This is a genomic window from Pigmentiphaga kullae (assembly GCF_004216695.1).
In the GTDB taxonomy this organism is placed as follows: Bacteria; Pseudomonadota; Gammaproteobacteria; order Burkholderiales; family Burkholderiaceae_B; genus Pigmentiphaga; species Pigmentiphaga kullae.
Genome location: NZ_SGXC01000003.1, coordinates 991,451 through 1,012,252 on the forward strand (window position 1 = coordinate 991,451; position 20,802 = coordinate 1,012,252).

7 protein-coding genes are annotated in these 20,802 nt (G+C 68.3%); 6 read left to right on the forward strand and 1 reads right to left on the reverse strand.

Annotated features, from left to right (window positions below):
* The first annotated feature begins 142 nt into the window (after positions 1-142).
* Positions 143-13,603: a filamentous hemagglutinin family protein gene (locus EV675_RS27515; protein ID WP_130361805.1), complete on the forward strand. Its 13,461-nt coding sequence runs from the start codon at positions 143-145 to the stop codon at positions 13,601-13,603.
* 63 nt (positions 13,604-13,666) lie between these two features.
* Here EV675_RS27515 and EV675_RS27520 read toward each other — a convergent pair whose 3' ends face one another.
* The gene (locus EV675_RS27520; protein ID WP_130361806.1) at positions 13,667-14,032 is read right to left on the reverse strand and encodes a hypothetical protein; all 366 of its coding nucleotides are present in this window, start codon (positions 14,030-14,032) and stop codon (positions 13,667-13,669) included.
* A 236-nt stretch (positions 14,033-14,268) separates the two neighbouring features.
* Here EV675_RS27520 and EV675_RS27525 point away from each other — a divergent pair, with 236 nt between their 5' ends.
* The 5 genes from EV675_RS27525 to EV675_RS27545 are packed head-to-tail and all read left to right on the forward strand — an operon-like array spanning position 14,269 to position 20,793.
* The gene (locus tag EV675_RS27525) at positions 14,269-15,900 is read left to right on the forward strand and encodes a ShlB/FhaC/HecB family hemolysin secretion/activation protein (protein WP_130361807.1); all 1,632 of its coding nucleotides are present in this window, start codon (positions 14,269-14,271) and stop codon (positions 15,898-15,900) included.
* A 55-nt stretch (positions 15,901-15,955) separates the two neighbouring features.
* Positions 15,956-17,755 (forward strand): DUF2341 domain-containing protein, encoded by a 1,800-nt coding sequence (locus tag EV675_RS27530; RefSeq protein ID WP_130361808.1) that lies wholly within the window; start codon positions 15,956-15,958, stop codon positions 17,753-17,755.
* Between the two features lie 14 nt (positions 17,756-17,769).
* Positions 17,770-18,180 carry an ExbD/TolR family protein gene (locus tag EV675_RS27535; RefSeq protein WP_124690101.1) on the forward strand — a complete coding sequence of 137 codons (411 nt, stop codon included), beginning with the start codon at positions 17,770-17,772 and terminating at the stop codon, positions 18,178-18,180.
* 10 nt (positions 18,181-18,190) lie between these two features.
* Positions 18,191-18,907 (forward strand): energy transducer TonB family protein, encoded by a 717-nt coding sequence (locus EV675_RS27540; RefSeq protein ID WP_242621617.1) that lies wholly within the window; start codon positions 18,191-18,193, stop codon positions 18,905-18,907.
* A 50-nt stretch (positions 18,908-18,957) separates the two neighbouring features.
* The gene (locus EV675_RS27545; protein ID WP_130361809.1) at positions 18,958-20,793 is read left to right on the forward strand and encodes a putative porin; all 1,836 of its coding nucleotides are present in this window, start codon (positions 18,958-18,960) and stop codon (positions 20,791-20,793) included.
* Positions 20,794-20,802: the final 9 nt, after the last annotated feature.

Sequence of the window (20,802 nt, forward strand, 5' to 3'; positions counted from 1 at the left end):
GGGGTGCGCGGCTTGCGCGCCCGAGCTGATTCATCTGTCTAGGATCCGACCCGATATGTCCGTGCCCGTCCAGCCTGTCGCTTCGTCCCGTGTGACGTTCTCAATCCGATCCGCGCGTTGTGCCGCATGGCGGCGTACGCCGATGGCGGCGGCGATCGCGGCGCTGGCACTGACGGGAGCATTCGCCGATCCGGCGCATGCGCAGCATGCGTTCAGTCCGGCATGGTTCGCAGCCAAGGGAGCGGCGCAGGGCACGGCGGCGGCGACGGGGCGCTTGCCCAATGGCTTGCCGGCCTCGTCGCTGACGGCTCCCGAGCAGCAGTCGGCGGCGGCGCGGCAGAAGCTGCAGACCTCGATCAACAACCTGAACCTGGCGGCGCAGGCGATCGCGGCGCAGCAGGCGCTGCAGAAGGCGGCGCGGGAGGCGGCGCAGGCGAGTGGGTCGTCGGTACCCGATGGTTTGGGCGAGGGCGGCCTGAAGGTCGATGCCAACAGCCTGACGGCGGGCTGGCTCAATGCGAAGGATCCGGTGCAGACGGTGTCGGGCGGCCAGACCAAGGTCACGATCGAACAGACGGCGGACAAGGCGATCCTGAACTGGGAGACGTTCAACGTCGGCAAGAACACGACGGTGGCGTTCGACCAGCAGGCGAGCTGGTCGGTGTTGAACCGGGTGAACGATCCGCAGGCGCGTCCGAGCCAGATCCAGGGGCGGATCGAAGCGCCCGGAACGGTGATGATCGTGAACCGCAACGGGATCGTGTTCAGCGGGTCGAGCCAGGTGAACGTGCGCAACCTGGCGGCGGCCGCGGCGGGGATGACCGACAGCCAGTTCAAGAAGGGGCTGTACAGCGAGGCGCAGGGCAGCGGGTACATCCCGAGCTTCGCCAATGACCTGGAAACGACGGCTAGCGGCAACAGCCATGGGGCGGCGACGGGGCAGGTGGTGGTGGAGCGGGGGGCGCGGATCGCCACGCACGTTCCGCAGACGGTGACCGAGGGCGGCGGCTATGTGCTGCTTCTGGGCGGCGAGGTGCACAACGCGGGCCAGATCACGACCGATGGCGGCCAGGTGGTTCTATCGGCCGGCGATGCCTTCGTGATCAGGAAGGGCATGGGCACCGATGCGAACCAGAACTCGACCACGCGCGGCAACGTGGTCGGCACGCGGCACCTGGACGGTGGCGCCAGCGGCCTGGCGAGCAACACCGGCCTGATCCAGGCATCCACCGGCGACATCACGCTGGCCGGCCACGACGTGCGCCAGGGTGGCGTCGCGGTGGCGACGACCTCGGTGCACACGCGCGGCACCATCCACCTGACGGCGAGCGGAGGCGACACCGCGCAGGTCGGGCTGGAAGAGGGTGGCGTTACCGCCATCGTGCTCGATGCAAGCGCTTCGACGGCGCTGGACGTGCAGCGCGAGACCTTGGTCCAGGACAGCGACAAGGCGGGCGACGGCATCGCCCACCGGCGCGACCAGTCGCTGGTGCAGGTCGCCAGCAGCGGCGACGTACGCTTCGAAGGCGATAGCCTGACCCTGGCCACCAGCGGCCAGGTCTACGTCGATGCCGCGGGCACCAGCGAGGTCAAGGACGGCGCCGCGATCGACGTCTCCGGTTACGTCGGCGTGCGCATCGCGATGGAGGCGAACAATGTCCTGGTCAACGTGCAGGGCTTCGAGCAGCGCGACGCCTCGGTCAACCGCGACGGCGACAAGCTGCGCAACAGCGATATCTGGCTCGATCGCCGCGACCTGGTCCTGGTGCCGGCCGGCACCAACGGCTACGAAACGGACCGTTGGTACACGGCGGGGGGCCTGCTGGAGGTCGGCGGCTATCTTGGCATCACCGGCCACGGCATAGGCGAATGGTCGGCGCAGGGCGGCACCGTGCAATTCAGTGGCGGCAATCTGCTGACGCGCCAGGGTTCGCTGATCAATCTGTCGGGCGGCGCGCTGGACGTGCAGACAGGCTATGTGGCCCAGACCTGGCTCAAGGGTTCGGACGGCAGCCTGTACAACGCCTCGACGGCGCCGGGAGACCTGTTGTATGCCGGCTTGTACCGGGGTTTCGAGACCGATGCCTCGCGTTGGGGCGATACGGCGAAAGAGAGTTTCTACAACCCGATCATCGCGCCGCTGAGGCGTCTGGAGAATGGCTATACGGTGGGCCGCGACGGCGGCCGACTGGTGGTGGCGACGGCTGCGGCGACGCTACAGGGCGACGTCGAAACCAGCACTTATCAAGGCGAGCGGCAGCAACGCGCGCGCGAGGCGGGCCTGGACGGCTACCGGCAGGCGCAGACGGCCGCCGCGCGCAACGGCGAGCTGGTCATCGGTACCTGGACGCCAGTCTACGACGCCGGCAGCGGCGACCTGCGCCACAGTCCGGGCGCGGTGGTCGACTCGGTCAAGATAGGCGGCACGGGCGGCGACATCGCGCTAGAGGCGGCCTGGCTCAACGCGCTGGAACTGGGCGGACTGCGGGTCTACGCCAAGGGCGGCATCGAGGTGGGCGCATCGGTGGCGATCGCGCCGGGCGGAGAAATCGCCCTGCATGCGACGCAGGTCGATGTCAATGCCGGCCTGACGGCGCGCGGTGGCGCCATTGTCCTGGGCAACATGGTCGACCGGTACGTCAGTGCCAGCACGGGCTGGCAGCGGCTTCCGCTGACGACGGCCGTGCCGGCGGGCTACGTGGCGCGCGTTTCCATCGGCGATGGCGTGACGCTGGACGCACGCGGTTTGTGGAGCAATCTGCCGCAGGACGGCGCCGGCATCGGCGGCCTGCCGTTCGTCAACGGCGGCCGCATCGACGTGCGCAGCAGCGGCGACGTGCGGGTGGGCGAGGGCGCGCTGCTCGACGTTTCGTCGGGCGCGGCGCTCATGGCCGACGACAGCCTGCGCGGCGGCAAGGGCGGCGACATCGCGCTGGTTGCCGACGCCTACTCGGCGGCCGCAGGAGCCAAGGGCAGGCTCGTGCTGGAAGGCGAGCTGCGCGGCCACGGCGTCAAGGGAGGCGGCACGCTGACCCTGCAAACCGGCAATGCCGTGGTCGTCGGCGGACAGGTCGCAGGCAGCGACGGGGTCCTGAAGGCGGGCGAGACTTCGCTGGTCGATCTGATTACCGACGAGGCCTTCACCGTCGCCGAAGGCGCGGTGCTGCCGGTGGATTATCACTATGTCCGCACGCACGCCAATCCGGGCGAGGCGATCGGCGGGGCGCCGCAGATCGTTGCCGGCAACCCGGCAAGCTGGGTCACGCTGGGCGCGGCCTGGACGCTGCCGAAGGCGGCCAACCAGAACGTCAGCTACAGCGTGACGCTTTCCAACGGCCAGTTCCTGACGGTCGACGGCTATAGCTGGAGCACGCCGCCGACGCTGCCGGCGGGCACGGTCATCACGTCGGTGGTGAGTCCGGTTAATTTTCCCATCGACTATGTCGTGGATGCCGCCATCCTGCCGAACGGCATCCCGATCGCGCCAACTCCCGGCGTGATCAAGGCCGGCACCATCGCCGCCAGCGAGGTGACTTATGCCGCGGGCACCACGATCCGCGCGGGCTCGTCCCTGCCGCAGGCGGTGGCGGTCGGGTCTTTGCTGCATCTGGACGCCGCGCGCTTCCAACAGGGGTTCTCGCGTTACGAGGTAACGGGCGGCGATGGCCTGGCCGTGGCCGAAGGCGCCGATCTGCGCGCGACGATGCCGATCCTGCACGCCGATCTTTCCGTGGCGCGCGGCGTGGCCACGGGCGCCGATCCGCAAGAGGCGCTGGAGCAGCGGCTTGCGCCGTTGTTCGCCGAGGACGCCGGCAAGGGGCGACTGACGCAGCGCGGTGGCGCGGATCTCGTGCTGGCCGCGGGGAACGCGCGCAGCATGGTCGAAGGGGGCGAGAGACCCACCCTCGCCATTGGCGAGGGCGCTCGCATCGAAGTCGATCCGGGACGCAGCATCGTCCTGAAGGGCAACGGCCAGATCAATATCGACGGCGAACTGCGCGCCGCCGGCGGCCGCATCGGCGTGTCTGGCCTGGGGTTTGGCACCGAGGATGTCGGCCACCTGACGGGCCACGACGGTTCGGTGTGGATAGGGAGCAAGGCCGTGCTCGACGTGGCGGGCCTTGCCCGGACCGCGGTGGATGCGCAGGGGCGCCGTTACGGCGTGGTGCTGGACGGGGGCAGGATAGAAATCGGCGGCAAGTACCAGGCCTACGCCACCCAGGCCGATGCCATCGACAATTTCATCGTCATCCGGCCCGGCGCGCGCCTGGACGCCTCGGGCGCCGCGGCGAAGCTGGACCTGCCGGGGCTGGGCGAGACCCTGCTGGCTTCCGGCGGCGGCGTGATCCATCTGGCCAGCTTCAACGGCCTGTATCTCGACGGCGATATGCAAGCCGCGGCGGGGGGCGCGGGCGCCGCTGGCGGTACGCTGTCCCTGGCGCTGGAAGCGCCTGCCTACCGGGATGCGGGCAATCCGGCCGATCGCGTGCTGGTGCATCGCGAACTGCAATTGGTGAAGGAGCAGGCGCCCGAGAGCCTGGAGGCCGGGCTGCGCCCGGGCCAGGCCGATCCGGGACTGGTTTACGGCCACGGCCGTCTCGGCGCGGATCGCGTCGAGGCGGGTGGCTTCGGCAACCTGTCCATGCTGGTCAACGGCGTGCTTTCCCTGGACGATGGCGTGGATCTTGCGCTGGGTCAGAGCCTGCATCTGGCATCGCGCGCGATCGTTCTGGCGGAGGGAGCGCCGGTCGGTGCCAGCGTGAACCTGGCTGCGCCTTACGTGCGCCTGGCGGGCACTTCCCGCCTGGGCAGGGACAAATACACCGTACCGTTCCTGAACGATCCCACTTCCTACCAAGGCGGCATGGTTGCGTTGCAGGACGACACGCGGCTGCGCGTGGAGGCCGGCGTGCTGGACGTGATCAACGGGGTGCGGTTCGGCGCCTATGGCTATTCGGTGCAGAGCGGCAAGGCGCTGGTTGCGCGTCACGGCTTCGAGCAGGTGGAGCTGCGCAGCCAGGACGATCTGCGCTTCCTCAAGCATACGGTCGGCGACCGTACTTCCCTGACGACCGAAGGCGACCTGGTTCTGGCCGGCAGCCAGATCTATCCGGCCACCGGCTCGGTGGTCGACGTGGTCGCGGGACGCAAAGGGATTTTCGACCAGTGGGGAACCTATCAGATCACCTACGATCCCGGGCGCAGCCTGCGCATCGAGCGCAGCGGCGATGGCGCGGCGCCGCCGGCGCCGTACTCGGCCTTCGGTACCTTACGCCTGCGGTCGGCCAACATCGACCAGGGCGGCGTGGTTCGCGCGCCGCTGGGCATGCTGGACCTTGGCGTTGCCGCGGGGAATCACCAGGAACCGGGAAGGATCGTGCTGCGCCCGGGCAGTGTGACGTCCGTCAGCGCCGCAGGGCTGGTCATGCCCTACGGCGGCACGGTCGACGGCCTGGCCTACAACTATGCCGGCGTGGAAGCCTGGTTCTCCGGGCTGGGCGGCGGCCTGGGCAATGTGCAACTGACGGCGGACAGCATCGAAGTCCGGGACGGTGCGCGGATCGATTTGTCCGGCGGTGGCGAACTGAAGGGAGCGGGCTTTCTGACCGGGCGCGGAGGTTCCACCGATGCGCGCCTGCATCCGCTGGTGCAGATGGCGGGCGACGGCTTCGTGCTGCCGGGACTGTCGACCAATCCGGTCTACGCCATCGTTCCTGGCGCGCAGCCCGCCGTGGTGCCGATCGCGGCCGAGAAGGGCGCGGGCGATCCGATGATAGGCCGCCAGATCACGGTGGGCGACGGCGTACCGGGCCTGGCGGCGGGCACCTATACTCTGTTGCCGTCCACCTATGCGCTGCTGCCGGGTGCCTTTCGCGTGGAATTGAACGGACTGGCTTCGAGCCAGGCAGCCTTCGGCAGCGGCACCGCCATGCGCAACGGCTCTTACGCCACGGCCGCGCGCCTGGGCATTGCGCACACCGGCATCGCCGATGTGCAAACCACGCAGGCCGTGCTGACGCCGGCCGATACCTTGCGCAGCTATGCGCAGTACAACGAGACCAGCTACGCGCAGTTCGGCCTGGAATGGGCAGCGCGCGACGGCGCCCCCCGGCCGCAACTGGAGCGCGATGCACGGCAATTGGGCCTGTCGCCGGGCAGCCGCCTGGATATCGCCGCCGGCTCGGCGGACTTCACCCCGGCCGCGGGCGGGCGTGGCGGCACCGTGGCGCTGAACGGCAGACGTATCGAGATCCTTGCCGATGGCGCTGCGCCCACCGAAGGCTTCGACGGCACTTCGGTCTACGCCAGCACGCTCAATGGCCTGGGCGCCGCCGGCATCAGCATCGGCGGTTCGCCGGTGTCCACGTTCGCCGTGCAGAACGACAGCGGTTCGTCGACCCAGAATTCCTGGCAGGTCGGCCTGGGCAACGGCTCGACCGGCGAGCTCATCCTGCGCCAGGGCGCCGTGCTGGAAGCGGCATCGGTCTTCCTGGTGGTCAACGACAAGAACAAAGGCCTGACCATCGAGCAGGGCGCGGGCATCAATACGTTGGGGCGGGGCAAGGCGCCCTGGGATTCGAACGACGGTTATGTGCTGATGCCGGGCCAGGCCGGGGTCTTGGCGGTGACCAACGGCTGGCTGGACGTGACCTCGCCTACTGCCGATGACGTTTCCGGTGTACTCGGCGCGGGCTATCTGCACGTCGGCACCTGCGCCGCGGGGGCGAGCTGCGTCGGCGAAACGGCGCTGTACTCGGAAGGCACGATCACCGCCGCCACCAATAAGTCCTTCGAGCTGGGCGAGTCGGTGCGCTATGGCACCCGCAACCTGGTGCTGGCCATGGGCGGCATCAACGTCGGCAGCGCCGACGCGCTGGCACAGGCCGGGGCCGTAGGGATTCTGCCCTCGGGCCTGACGCTGAACCAGGGCGTGCTCGACCGCCTGCTGCGGGGCGATACCAGCACCGGCGCGCCGGCCTTGGAAAACCTCGTTCTGACCGCCGGCGATTCGGTCAATTTCTACGGCAGCGTGGATCTGAGCACCATCGACCCGGCCACCGGCAAGTCGGCGCTGGAGCGGCTGGTGCTGGGCACGCCGGCCATCTACGGCCACGGCAGCGCGGGCGACGTCGCCCGCATCGAAACCGGCACCCTGGTCTGGAACGGCGCGACCACGCCGGCGGGCAATGTCATCGCCGGCGGCGCCGGCACCGGCAGCGGAAAACTGGTCATCGATGCGGACGTCATCGAGTTCGGCTACGGCCCCCGAAGCCAGCCCGATACCGTAGGCACGCACGAACGCCTGGCGCTGGGTTTTGCCAGCGTGGATCTCAACGCGGCCGAACGCATCACGGCCAACCACAAGGGCGCGCTGGCGGTATACCAATCCCGGGGCGCCTGGGACGACACGGCCAAGGCATGGACCTACAGCGGCGGCGACCTGAACCTCAACACGCCGCTGCTGACCGGCCAAGCCGGTTCGGTGAACCGGATCAAGGCAGGTGGCGCCATCACGGTCGCGGCCCCGGCAGGCGCCGCCGCGCCGCTGGCAGACAACGCCACCTTGGCCGATGCCCTGGGCGCCGAGCTTGCGCTGGACGCTGGCTCGCATCTCGTGCTGGACACCGCGGTGCTGCTGCCCAGTGGCAAGCTCAAGCTGTCGGCGCAGGGCGACGTGACGCTGGCGGAAGGCGCGCAGCTGGACCTGGCCGGCCGCCAGATCGACTTCTTCGACGTCAGCAAATACAGCTGGGGCGGCGACGTGACACTGTCGAGCGGACAAGGCAGCGTCGTCCAGCATGCCGGATCGACGATAGACCTGGCCGCCGAAAACAATCGTGCCGGCAAGCTGACCGTCCTGGCGTTGGAAGGGACGGCCGATCTCGCTGGCGCTGTCCTGGGCGGCAGCGCCGGCCACTACGATGCGGGTGGCACCCGGGTCCCGTTCGCGGCAGGCTACATCGACGTGCGCGCGCAGCGCATCGCGGATTTTGCCGGCCTGAACGAACGATTGACCCAGGGCGAAGTCTTCGGCGGCCGCAGCTTCCAGCTGAGACAAGGCGACCTGGTCATCGGCGACGAACTCAAGGCCCGCGAGATCAACGTCTCGGTCGATAACGGCAGCCTGACGGTAACGGGCCGGGTCGACGCCAGCGGCGAGCAGGCCGGCAGCATCCGCCTGGCCGCCAATCGCGGCGTCACGCTGGCTGGCAGCGCCGTGCTGGACGCCAGCGCAAGCGTGCTGCGCAAGGACAGCTACGGGCAGGCGATCGACGCGCCCAACCGCGCCGTCATCGAGATCGACTCGGGCAGCGGCCGACTGGTGCTGGCCGATGGCGTACGCATGGACCTGGGCGTGGCCGGCGCGAGCGCGAATTACGGCACGGTGGCGTTGAACGCCCCACGCCTGGGCGGCGCCAGGGGCAACGACGTCGACATCGACGCGAGCGGCGCCATCGTGATCGCCGGCGCCAAGTCCGTCGCCGTCAATGCCTTCCACACCTATGACGACGGGGCCGCCGGCACCGAGACCACGGTGGACGGCCGAAGCTACCAGACCATCGACCAGGCCTACCTGGACGGCAAGCACGCCGACAGCCTCGCCTTCATCGACAACGCGCTGGCCAACAGCGCGCTGATGAACGGCAAGCTTGCAGGCCTGCGCGCCCATGCCGGCGAGTTCCGCCTGCGTCCCGGCGTGGAGATCGTCAGCAACGCGGCGGTCAATCCCGACGGCAACCTGCACGTGGACGGCGATATCGACCTGTCCGGCCACCGCTACGCCAGCGTCAATCCGCGCACGCAGAAGACGTCCGTCCATGGTTCTGGCGAAGCCGGCGCGCTGGTGCTGCGCGCCCAGGGCGACCTGGCGATCTTCGGCAGCATCACCGACGGTTTCGACACGAGCAAGCTGGGGGTGACGGCAGACGACAATGGCTGGGTGCTGCCCGCGGGACGCATGCCTTTCGGCGGGGATCTCGTCATCCCGCACGGCGGTATGGCGACGCTGGACGCCGGCACCCAGTTCGCCGGTGGCCGCACGCTGAACTATGACCTGCCGGTATCGAGCCTGACCTTGCCGGCCGGCACGCTCCTGCCCGCCGCCATGCCGCTGGCGCAGAGCCTGACGCTGCCGGCCGGCACGGTGCTGGGGGCGGCGGTGCTCGATGGCCAGGGCAACGTGGTGCACGCGGCCGGTACCGTACTGCAAGCGCCGGTGACGCTGGACGCCGGCATGCAGCTGGCCGCGGGTTTCCGCCTGCCGGCGCAGGCGCAGATCGGAGCCACGATATGGCCCAAGGGCGCTGTGCTGCCGGTGGCAATGAAGCTGGCCCGGCCGCTGGCGCTGGCCAAGGGTGCCATCGTGCCGTCGGAAACCGACGTGGTGCTGCCGGGCGGCGTGGAGATGGTGGACCTGCGTCCCAAGGGGGCCGACGGCACCCAGGGTCGCACCTTGGCGCTGGCGCCGATGCTGGAGGCCGGTTCGCAATCGTGGGACATCCGGCTGGTGGCCGGCGCCGACACGACGGCGGCCGACGCACGCCTGACATTGCCGGACAGCATGGCGCGCTTGCTCCTGTCCGACACGCATTTCGGCATGGGACACGTGCTCACGCCGATTCCCGGCACCGGTACGCCGGCCACGTACGGGGCCGCCACGTCGCCAGAAGCCGAGGCCTTCTTCGCGGATCTCGCGGCGTGGTACGGCATCGTGCTGACGCCAGGCCAGGCGATCACCCCAAGCGACGTGCAGAACCTCAAGGACAACTGGATCATTTCCGAGAGCGTTACCGAACTCAACGACTGGGGCTATGGTGAAGTGGTCCATGTCGTAGATGCCGGGACGCCGCCGGACCTGGAGTTCGTGCCCAAGCTGGCGCGGCAGCAATTGTTCAGCGCGTTGCGCACCGGCACCGGCGACCTGGACCTGGTTTCCGGCGGGAATGTCGAAATGACCTCGCTCTACGGCGTCTACACGGCGGGCACCTCCTCGGCGCCGCCGGGCAGCGGCTATAACCAGGCGCGCGGCCGTTTGACCGACGGTACGGTGCTGCGTCCCGAAGGGGCGATTTTCGAAGCGCTGGTCGATGGCGGCGCCGACAGCCTGTACGCGGCCTGGTACCCGGAGCAGGGCGGTAATGTGTTGTTGCGTGCCGGCGGCGATCTCAAGGGCGACCTGGTCGGCAACAACGAGAACCGCAGCGACGTTGACGCCTATACCTTCTACAACACGCGCCAGCAGATCGCGACCGCGGCGGTTGGCAACTGGCTGTGGCGGCAGGGTACCGGTAGCGTCGAGGCGGGCGCCGACGCGGTGCCGACGGCGTGGTGGATCAACTTCGGCACTTATGTCGCGGGTGGCGCCACCGGCCAGACCGATCCTTACGGTACGAGGCTATTCGGCAATGCCCCTTTCCTGGTGGGCTTCACCGGCATCGGCACGCTCGGTGGCGGCAATCTGGTCGTGGAGGCCGGCGGCGATGCCGGCATGATCGATGCGCGCGGCCTTCAGGCGACCTGGAACGAGACGCGCCATACTCCGCGCAGCCAGGGTCTGCATCTGGCCGTGGCCAGTACCGGTCGCATCACGCCGAGCGGCGAACTGGTGCAGACGGGCGGCGGCGACCTCTCGCTGCGCCTGGGCGGTACCTTGAATCCGAATCCGGAACTGCGGGTCAACGAGCACGACCTGAACAGTACCTTCGTCAATCTGCGCGGCGCCACGATGATCGATGCCGGCGCCATCGGCGGAGTGAAGCTCGGCTATGGCGGGCGGGATCAGATGGATTCCCGCCGGGGCGACGTGTACGCGGCCGGGGGCGGCCAAGCCACCGGCGGGCCTATCCTGGTGTTGGGCGATTCCGCTGTCCGCATCGAGACGCGCGGCGATCTGGTGTTGGGCGGTACGGCCGACCCCGGCCGGACCCTGCTGCTCAATGCAACCCCTTTCACCTACCAGGGCGCGGATTACGCCGGTAACGGCTGGACCTGGTTCTCGCTGTGGACGCCGGCTACCGCCATCGATCTGTTCAGCGCAGGCGGCAACCTGACTCCCGTCACGACCTGGGACGAAAGGGATATCAACGAAAACGTGCGCGGAGGCGGCAAGGGCCGCAACCAGTCGGCCAACGGCGACGGCTCTTTCTACCCGTCCGTCCTGCGAGCGGCCGCCGCCAATGGCAGCCTGTACTACGGCGCCAGCGCCAGCAGCGCGCGCCATTTTTCCACCGGAATCATGCGCTACGCCTACGGCACTGTGCTGGCGCCTTCGCCGGTCGGCGCACAGTTCGTCGATGCCACCGGCAAGGGCGAACTTCAACTGCTGGCGCAGGATTCGATTCATGGCGCAGGCTATGTGTTCTCGACTTCTACGGCCGACCCGTCGGGGATGGCCAGCCCGTTTCGTCCCGGTTTTGTCGGCATGCTGGCCCAAACCGGTGGCGGCCAGTACGGCACCGATCCGCTACTGGTCCACAACGCGTCGGCCGAAGCTGCGCTGTACCACGATTGGTTGGCGAGCCAAAACTTGGGACGCATGAATACTGCCGCGTTGTTTACCTTTGGCGGCACGGCAACCGTCGCCGGGGCGGCCGTGGGACGGGAGCCGGCGCGCTATTACGCGGTGCAAGGCGATATCGTCGGCCTGCGCGTCGGTCAGGAAGTGTTGCTGGGCTATCCGGCGGGTTCGGCAGGGTCGCGCTACGAGGCGTCGGGTCCGGTGGCGATACGCGCCGGCCGCGACATTGCGGATTCCGGTACGCCGCTGGGCCAGAAGGATCCCACGGCAGGGCGCCTGGACTCGACCGCCTCGACCCGCGGCAACCTGATCGCTCATGCCTATGTCGACGAGATATCGGTGGTGCAAGCCGGCCGCGATCTGCGCAACAGCAGTTTCTACATTCTCGGCCCGGGCCTGCTCGATGTATCGGCCGGCCGCCACGTCTATCTGGGCAACAAGGGCGAGATCAAGAGCCTGGGGCCGCTCGGCGGTGTCGAGTCATCGGGCGGCCGCAGCGGCGGCGCCAGTATCTCGGTGTCGGCGGGAATGGGCGAGGGTGCGTACTGGGATGCCTTTGCCAGGCGTTATCTGGACCCGGCCAACCAGGCCGATCCGGGACGGCCCTTCGCTGACCAGCCAGGCAAGGCCTTGATCGTCTACAGCGGCAAGCTTACGCTCGCGCAATGGCTGCAAAGCGAGTTCGGCTACACCGGCGACGAGGCCGGCGCGCAAGACTTCCTGGCGCAGCAGCAGACGCAGCTGGATGCGGCGCGCGCCGCCGCGGTGGCCCAGGGCCGTACCGCCAGCAACCGTTCGCTGGCGCGCGAGTTCCAGCAGCAAAGCCAGTTGCACCTGGTGAACTGGCTGAGCGACCGCTTCGGCGGCGCCAATGGCCTGGGCCTGCATTTCGATGCCGCGACTACAGACGCGCGCGCCTTCTTCGATGCACTGCCGCCGGAGCAGCGGCACGCCTACTTGCGCAATGTCTATTATGCCGAGTTGCGCGAGTCCGGCCGCGAGTACAACGATGCCGACGGCAAGCGCTTCGGCAGCTACCTGCGCGGCCGTGAAGCCATCGCGACCTTGTTTCCCGAGCAGGACGCGCAGGGCAGGGCACTGACGTACGAAGGCGACCTGACCATGTTCAGCAGCGCGCTCTACTACAACGCCGACTATGTAAACAACCCCGTCGGCCAGGCGCGTCCGACGCCGGGCACGACCTACATCACCAAGGCGCAGTGGGAGGCGCTGGGCAGCCCCGGCTACAACGTTTCGTTCTACGACGTGCTCGATGCCGGCATCCATACCAACTTCGGCGGCGACATCAGCATCTTGGCGCCGGGGGGGCGCACGCTGGTCGGCATCGACGGCGGCTTCAACCCGGGCCCGGGCTCGGGCGTGATGACGCAGGGAGAGGGCGACATCAATATTTACGCTCTCGGCAGCATCCTGATGGGGCAGAGCCGCGTCTTCACCACCTTCGGCGGCAATATTCTGGGTTGGTCGGCCGCTGGCGACATCAATGCCGGCAGGGGCTCCAAGACGACAGTGGTCTATACGCCCTCGCGGCGCACGTACGACAGCGTCGGCAACGTCACCTTGTCGCCGCAGGCGCCGAGCACGGGCGCCGGCATCGCCACGCTGAACCCGATCCCGGAGGTGCCTCCCGGCGACATCGACCTGATCGCGCCCTTGGGAACGATCGACGCGGGCGAAGCGGGGATCCGGGTGTCGGGCAACGTGAACCTGGCGGCGCTGCGCGTGGTGAACGCGGAGAACATCCAGGTGCAGGGCAAGGCGGTGGGGATTCCGGTCGTGGCGGCGGTGAACGTGGCGGCGCTGAGCAATGCCAGCGCGGCGGCTTCGCAGGCGGCAACGGCGGCGCAGGACGTGATGCAGCGCGAGCGGGCGGCGTCGCGCCAGGCCTTGCCATCGGTCTTTACCGTGCGGGTGCTGGGATTCGGCAACGAGACCGCGCCTGCGTCGCAGGAACCGGCGGCGCCGCGTGCCGTGGAACCTTCGGCTTATCGGCCGGAGGGGTTGGTGAAGGTGGTGGATGCGTCGGCGCTGACGGCGCGGGAGCGGGCGCGGCTGGGTTTGTAAGCGAGACCGCCGTGTCCGGGCGGCGCGCGGGTCGGGTTTTCCGGACCGCGCGCCGTTTTTGTATCAGGGCGCGCCGAAGATCGGGCTGCCGTATTGCGGGGTGGGCGGTCGTTGCGGATAGACCGAGGTGCCGAAGGTGTTGCCCATCCGGTTGGCCATGGCCGCGCGGTTGAACAGGCCCAGTTGGTTGGAGGCGCGCTGGACGATGGCTTCGGAGGCGAGCCCGGGGCCGCCCTCCATCTTTCCCGGCGCGGGCTTGGGCTGCAGCTTCTGCGTCAGGCATCCATAGGAAGGCGCGCGCTGGCCGTTGACCTCGACATCGAAGCAGGATGGCTCGGCCTTGTCGGGCGCGGCCGCCGCGGCGGCGCTCGCCGCGAGGGCGCAGGCGAGGGCGGCGAGGGACAGGTTCAGCGTGCGGTTCAGGTTCATGGCGTTCTCCTTGCCGCCAGCCTAGCACCCGGTATCGATTCCCTCTACCTCGCCGCCGCGTCGTTCGCGGGAGGCTGCCGGGCGCCGATCTTTTTCGTGAACTTTTCATGACAAACGACAGTCCGGGGCCGCCCCGTCCGTCTAAGCAAAGGAACGACCCGGACCCTGTGCCGCTTCCGGCATGACGCCGGGAGGGGATGCCGCGAAGGCTACTACTTGAGAAACGAATTCGACACATGCATGAGCTGAGAAAGAACGGGCCGTCGGCGGCATGGCGGGCCCTTTGCGTGGCGGCGCTCTCGCTGGGGGCGCATGGCATGACGCTGGCCCAGGAGCCGGGAGCGGCGCCGCCGGCCGGCGCATCGAGCGGGGCGGAACGCCACGTGGACATCAACGAGTACATCGTGCGAGGCAATACGGTGCTGGACGTGCGATCCATCGAGAAGGCGGTGACGCCTTTCCTCGGACCGGGCCGTACGCTCAAGGACATGGAAGGCGCGCGCGACGCGTTGTTGTCCGCCTACCAGGCCAAGGGCTACCAGTCCGTCTACGTCGATCTGCCGGAACAGCAGGTCGTGGGCGGCATCGTCTACCTGCAGGTGTCCGAGACCAAGGTGGGGCGTGTCCGGGTGGTGGGGGCCGAGTATTCGTCGCCGCTCGAGGTGCGGGACCAGGTGTCGGCGCTGACGGAAGGCCAGGTCCCCGATTTCAACAAGGCACAAGCCCAACTGACCGAGTTGAACCGGGCCGGCCGCCGGCAGGTGATGCCCCTGGTCCGGCAGGGCAAGCTGCCCGGGACCATGGACGTGGACCTGAAGGTGGAGGACAACAGTCCGTGGCGCGCCAGCGCGGGCCTGAACAACGACCGCAGTCCGGATACCAAATCGTTGCGGGCCACCGCCTCCATCGGCCACGACAACCTGTGGCAGATGGGGCATAGCGCGTCGCTGAGTTTCTTCGGCGCGCCGCAGGACCTGGACCAGACCAAGGTGTGGTCCGGTTCGTACATCGCGCCGCTGCGCGGTACGAACTGGAGCGTCGAGGCTTCGGGCTACGTCTCGGATAGCAACGTCTCCACCGTGGGCGGCACCTCGGTGCTCGGCAAGGGACATGCCATCGGGCTGAAGGCCACCTACACCGTTCCCAACACCGGCGACTGGTGGCACGCCTTCAGCGCCGGCATCGACTTCAAGAGCAACAAGGAACAACTGCGCCTGGGCGCCACCGGCGACGAAGTACCGCTCAAGTACGCGCCGATCACGCTGTCTTATTCGGGCTTTCGCCAGACCGAGCGGGGCCAGTACGCGCTGGGCATGTCGTTCGTGACCGGCACCCGCAGCCTGTTCGGCTACGGCAGCAATTGGCAAGAATTCAACTACAAGCGCTACAAGGCCAAGCCCGCATTCATGGCGCTGAAGGCCGACGTCAACGCGACCTACAACTTCGCCGGCGAATCCCAACTGGGATTCAGGCTGGCCGGACAGATGACCGATTCGCCGCTGGTATCGGGCGAGCAGATCGCCGCCGGCGGCATGAACTCGGTGCGCGGCTACATGTCGGCCGAATCCACCGGCGACTACGGCCTGGTCGGTTCGGTCGAGTGGCGCACCAAACCCCTGCAGTGGGCCGGAACCTGGGTCGAGAACTGGCGCGCGTACGCGTTCCTGGATGCCGCCCAGCTTCGCCTGCAGGATCCGCTGCCGGAGCAGCAGTCGCGCTTCACGCTGGCCTCGGTGGGCGTCGGAACCAGTTTCCGCATCGGCCAGCGCGTATCGGGCCGGCTGGACTTCGGCTATCCGCTCAGGGACGGCCCCCGCACGGAAAAGCACGATCCGCGCGTGACCTTCAGTATCAACGCCAGTTATTGATCATCGCCACTCGCTTCCATTCATGTCTTTCAGAAAAGATTTCGGAGAGTTTTCCATGCGACGCATTCTGCTTCTCGCGCTCACGATGCTGAGCGCGGTCCTGCCCGGCCTGGCGCAGGCCTGGTGGCAGCCCGACTGGGCCTACCGCAAGCCCATCACCATCGACGCCACGCCGCAGGGCGCCGCCCTGGGCGGCGAGGCCGGCCGCACGCCCGTGCTGGTGCGCCTGCATACCGGCAACTTCAGCTTCGAAGGCGTGGGCGAGAACGGCTCCGACCTGCGCTTCGTCGCGGGCGACGACAAGACCGTGCTCAATCACCAGATCGAGCAGTTCGATCCCCTGCTGGGCATCGCGCTGATCTGGGTCGACGTGCCCAACGTCTCGGCCGGCGCCGCGCAGCAGCTGTGGATGTACTACGGCAATCCCAAGGCACCCGCCTCGGCCAACGGTCAGCTGACTTTCGATCCGGACTACACGCTGGTCTACCACTTCGCCGAGGCCAATGTGCCGGCGCGCGATACCACTGCCTACGGCAACCATGCGCAGACCGCCGTGGTCAGCGTCGACGGCACCGTCATCGGCAAGGGTGCCCAGCTAGGCGTTGCGCCGCTGATGCTGCCCGCTTCGCCGTCGCTGTCGCTGCAGGCCGGCGCGTCCTTCACGTTCTCCGCCTGGGTGCGTCCCGACCAGCTCGGCGCCGAGCAGGCTCTTTACGTCCGCCGCGACGGCGCCAGCGAGTTCGTCGTGGGCGTGAACCAGGGCGTGCCGTTCGTGCAGGTCAATGGCCAGCGCAGCGCCCCCGGCCAGCCGATCCAGGCCGGCCAGTGGTCGCATATCGCCGTCAAATCCGATGCCGGCAACGTCGCGCTGTTCGTCGCCGGCCGCCAGGCCGCGGCCGTGGCCGTCAGCCTGCCCGCCTTCAACACTTCCGCAGCGGTCGGCGGCGACATCGCTCGCCCCGCCACGCCGGGCCAGGCGGCTTCCGCCCCGGCGCTGGCTGCGTTCACCGGCGCCATCGATGAGTTGCGCCTGTCCAAGGTCGGCCGTCCCGACGCGCTGATCCTGGCCGACGCGATCTCGCAAGGTGCCGATTCGCGCCTGACCGCCTTCGGCGCCGATGAGCAGCAGGCCGGCAAGAGCCACTTCGGCTTCATCCTGGCCGCCATGCCGCTGGATGCCTGGGTGGTCGTGGCCATCCTGGGCCTGATGATGCTGGTCTCGTGGGCCATCATGATCGGCAAGGGCCGCAGCTACGGCGCCATGTCGCGCGCCAACGGCTCGTTCATGGCCTTCTTCCGCGAGTCGGCCGGCGCGCCGCTCGATGCCTTGGCCAGCAGCAATCGCGTGCCGCAGGAGGTCAAGCAGGATTCGTCGCTGTGGCGCCTGTATGAAGTGGCGATCGAGGAAATGCGCCGCCGCCAGGAACGGGGCTACGACATCAACGCGGTGTCGGATGCCACCATCGGCGCCATCCGCGCCGCGATGGACGGCGTGATGGTGCGCGAGAACGAACGCATGGCCAAGCGCATGAACTGGCTCTCGACCACCATCGAAGGCGCGCCTTACGTGGGCCTGTTCGGCACCGTGATCGGGATCATGCTGGTGTTCGTGGTCGCGGCCATGGCCGGTGCGGTCGACATCAACTCCGTGGCGCCGGGCATGGCGGCTGCGCTGTTGTGTACCGCGGCCGGCCTGGGCGTCGCGATCCCCGCGCTGTTCGGCTACAACTGGCTGGCCTCGCGCTCGGACGCCATCGGCGCCGACATGGCCGTGTTCGTGGACGAGTTCGCCACGCGCCTGGCCGAAGAGCAGGGCGCGGGCCGCCAGGTCCGCCCGGCCTTGCAGCGCGCTTGACGGAGCGGGCGATCATGGCAACCGCAGCCAAGTTCGGCACCAAGAAGCGTGCCAACGGCATCAACATCACGCCCTTCGTCGACGTGCTGCTGGTGGTGCTGGTCATCTTCATCCTGACCAGCAACGCCAGCATCCCCGGCATCCGCGTGGACCTGCCCAAGGCGAGCGCCTCGGTCCCCCTGGAAAAACCCAAGACCAAGGCCATCACCATCGACAACGCCGGCCAGGTGTTCCTGGATGCCTATCCGGTCACGCTGCCCGAACTGGAAGAGCGGTTGCGCACGGAAAAGGCGCTGTCGCCGGACTTTCCGGTGATCGTCCGCGGCGACGCTTCGGTCCAGTACGCGAAAGTGGTCGAGGTGCTCGACCTGTTGCGCCGGATCGAGCTCAACCAGGTCGGCCTGGTGACGGGCAAGCCGGCCTGAGGAGAGCAATGTGATCAGTCGTGATCCCGTCGCCCGCCAGGCCTCGCCAGGCAGCCGCCTGTGGCGGCGCTGGGGCGGGCTCGTCATCGGGCTGGGCGTGGCGGCCATTCTTGCCGGGTTGCTGTGGTATCTGCTTGCGGATACCGCCAGTACCAAGCGCGAGGTGGCGGCAACCCCGATGCTGATGCTGCCCCCGCCGCCTCCGCCGCCACCCGAGCCGGAGAAACTGCCCGAGCCTGAACCCGAGATCAAGCCGGAAGTCGTCGAGCCCGAGCCCACGCCTATCGAACCGCTGGATGCGCCGCCGGAAGATGCGCCGCCTAGCCCGTCGCAGGACCTGGGCGATCCCGTCACCATCGATGGCGCCGCCCAGGCCGGTTCGGACGCCTTCGGCGTGGCCGCCGGCCGCGGGGGCGGATCCTCGGGAGCGGGGCGCGGGGGAATGGGCAATTCCTCGTATGCCTCGTACTACTCGAGCGCCTTGCAGCGGCTGCTGGCGCGCGATGCGAGGACCCGTCAACTGGCGTTCCAGGACATCCGCATCGATCTCTGGCTGACCGCGGACGGCCGCGTGGCGAAGGCCCAACTGGTGCAGAGCACCGGCGACGCCGAAGTCGACAAGACCGTGCTGGCGGCGGTGCGGGACGCGGATGCGATCGATGAACGTCCCCCCGCCTCGATGCGCTATCCGATGCGGCTGACCATCAAGGGGCAGCGTCCGTCATGAACACGCCGCAGCAGCTTTATCCGTTTCCACCCCATTCCGTGAATTCGCTCATGAATCAATCGACAGCATCCGATCGCCGCGCGACCCGCGGCAGCCATACCCGGGCGCGGCGGCCGGCCGCGCAAGCGGCCTGCAGCCGCCCCGGCCTCCGAGCCATCGCCGCCGCCGTCGCCTCGATCGTCGGGCTGCTGGGAGCCGTTCCGGCCCAGGCGCAGAGCGCGGCGCCCAATGAAAGCGCGATGGTGCGCCTGATCCGCGGCCTGATCCAGAGCGGTGCCCTGACCAAGGACGTGGGCGAGGCGCTGCTGGCGCAGGCCCAGACCGAGGCGCTCGCCGCGCAGCAGGCGCAGCGCCAGGCGGCCACCGCCGCCGCTGCCGCCACGGCCGGCGCTGCCGGCGGTGCGCTGCGCCCAGAAGCGGGCGACGTACGCGTCCCGTACATTCCAGAGACCGTGCGCGACCAGATCCGCGACGAGATCAAGGGCCAGGTCATGGCCCAGGCCAAATCCGAGGGCTGGGCGGCTCCCAACGAGACGCCCCAGTGGACCAAGCGCATCCGCATCGAGGGCGACATGCGCGTGCGCAACGAATCGCGCTTCTACTCGGACGGCAACAGCAACATCGAGGTGGACTGGGCCGCGATCAACCGTGGCAGCGGCTATGACGTCAACGGCAACACCAATCTGTCGCTGCCCAACACCATCAACACCCGCGAGAACCGCAAGAACGTATTCCGCGCCCGCGCCCGGCTGGGCATCTATGCCGACCTCTCGGACCGCACCGAAGTGGGCGTCAGACTGGCCACCGGCAGCGACGAAAGCCCGGTGTCGACCACCCAGACGCTGGGCGGCGGCCTGGGCAAGAAGAATGTCTGGCTCGACCAGGCCTATCTGGCGCACAAGCCCCTCGACTGGCTGACCGTGGTGGGCGGCCGTTTCGGCAATCCCTTCTTTTCTTCCGACACCCTGTTCTCGTCGGACCTGAATTTCGACGGTCTGGCCGTGAAGGCCGAGCGGCCGTTCGCGGCGAATCCGGATGTGTCGCTGTTCGGCAGCCTGGGCCTGATCCCGCTCGAGTATTCGTCGGACAGTTTCCCGGGCACCAGCCAGGACAAGGCGCGCAGCCACAACAAGTGGCTGATCGGCGCGCAGATCGGCTCGAACTGGAAGGTGAACGAGGACAACCGCCTGCGCGGTGCGGTGGCGTACTACGACTTCCGCAATATCAGCGGCAAGGTGTCGCAGCCTTGCGCTCTGTATGCAGGCGCCGACCATTGCAGCACCGACTGGTCGCGTCCCGCCTTCATGCAGAAGGGCAACACGCTGATGCTGTTGCGCAATATCTCGCTCGACCCGCTGGATCCCGCCAACACGAAGATGCCGCAGTACGTCGGGCTGGCGTCCAAGTTCCAGCTGCTGGATCTGAATTTCCGCTGGGATACCAAGGTCGCCGGCGGCTACGGACTCAGGCTGGACGCGAACTACATCCGCAACCTGGCCTATGACGCCGACGAAATGTGGACCCGCTCGGGCGGCGGCATCGTCAACAACTTCGGCGGCACGGGCGGCACCGGTCGTTCGGACTTCAAGAGCGGCGCCAACGCCTACATGATGCAGGTCACGTTCGGTAAGCCCGCGCCCGTGGCGCGGGGCGACTGGAACCTGCTGGCCGGCTACAAGCGCATCGAGCCCGATGCCCTGCCCGACGCCTACAACGATTCGTCCTTCCATCTGGGGGGAACGAACGCCAAGGGCTACTACGTGGGCGGTTCGTACGCCATCGACAAGAACACCTGGTTCACCGGCCGCTGGATGTCGACCAAGGAAGTCTACGGCACGCCGTTCTCCGTCGACATGCTGCAGGTTGAGTTCAACGCCCGCTTCTAAGGAGAACGA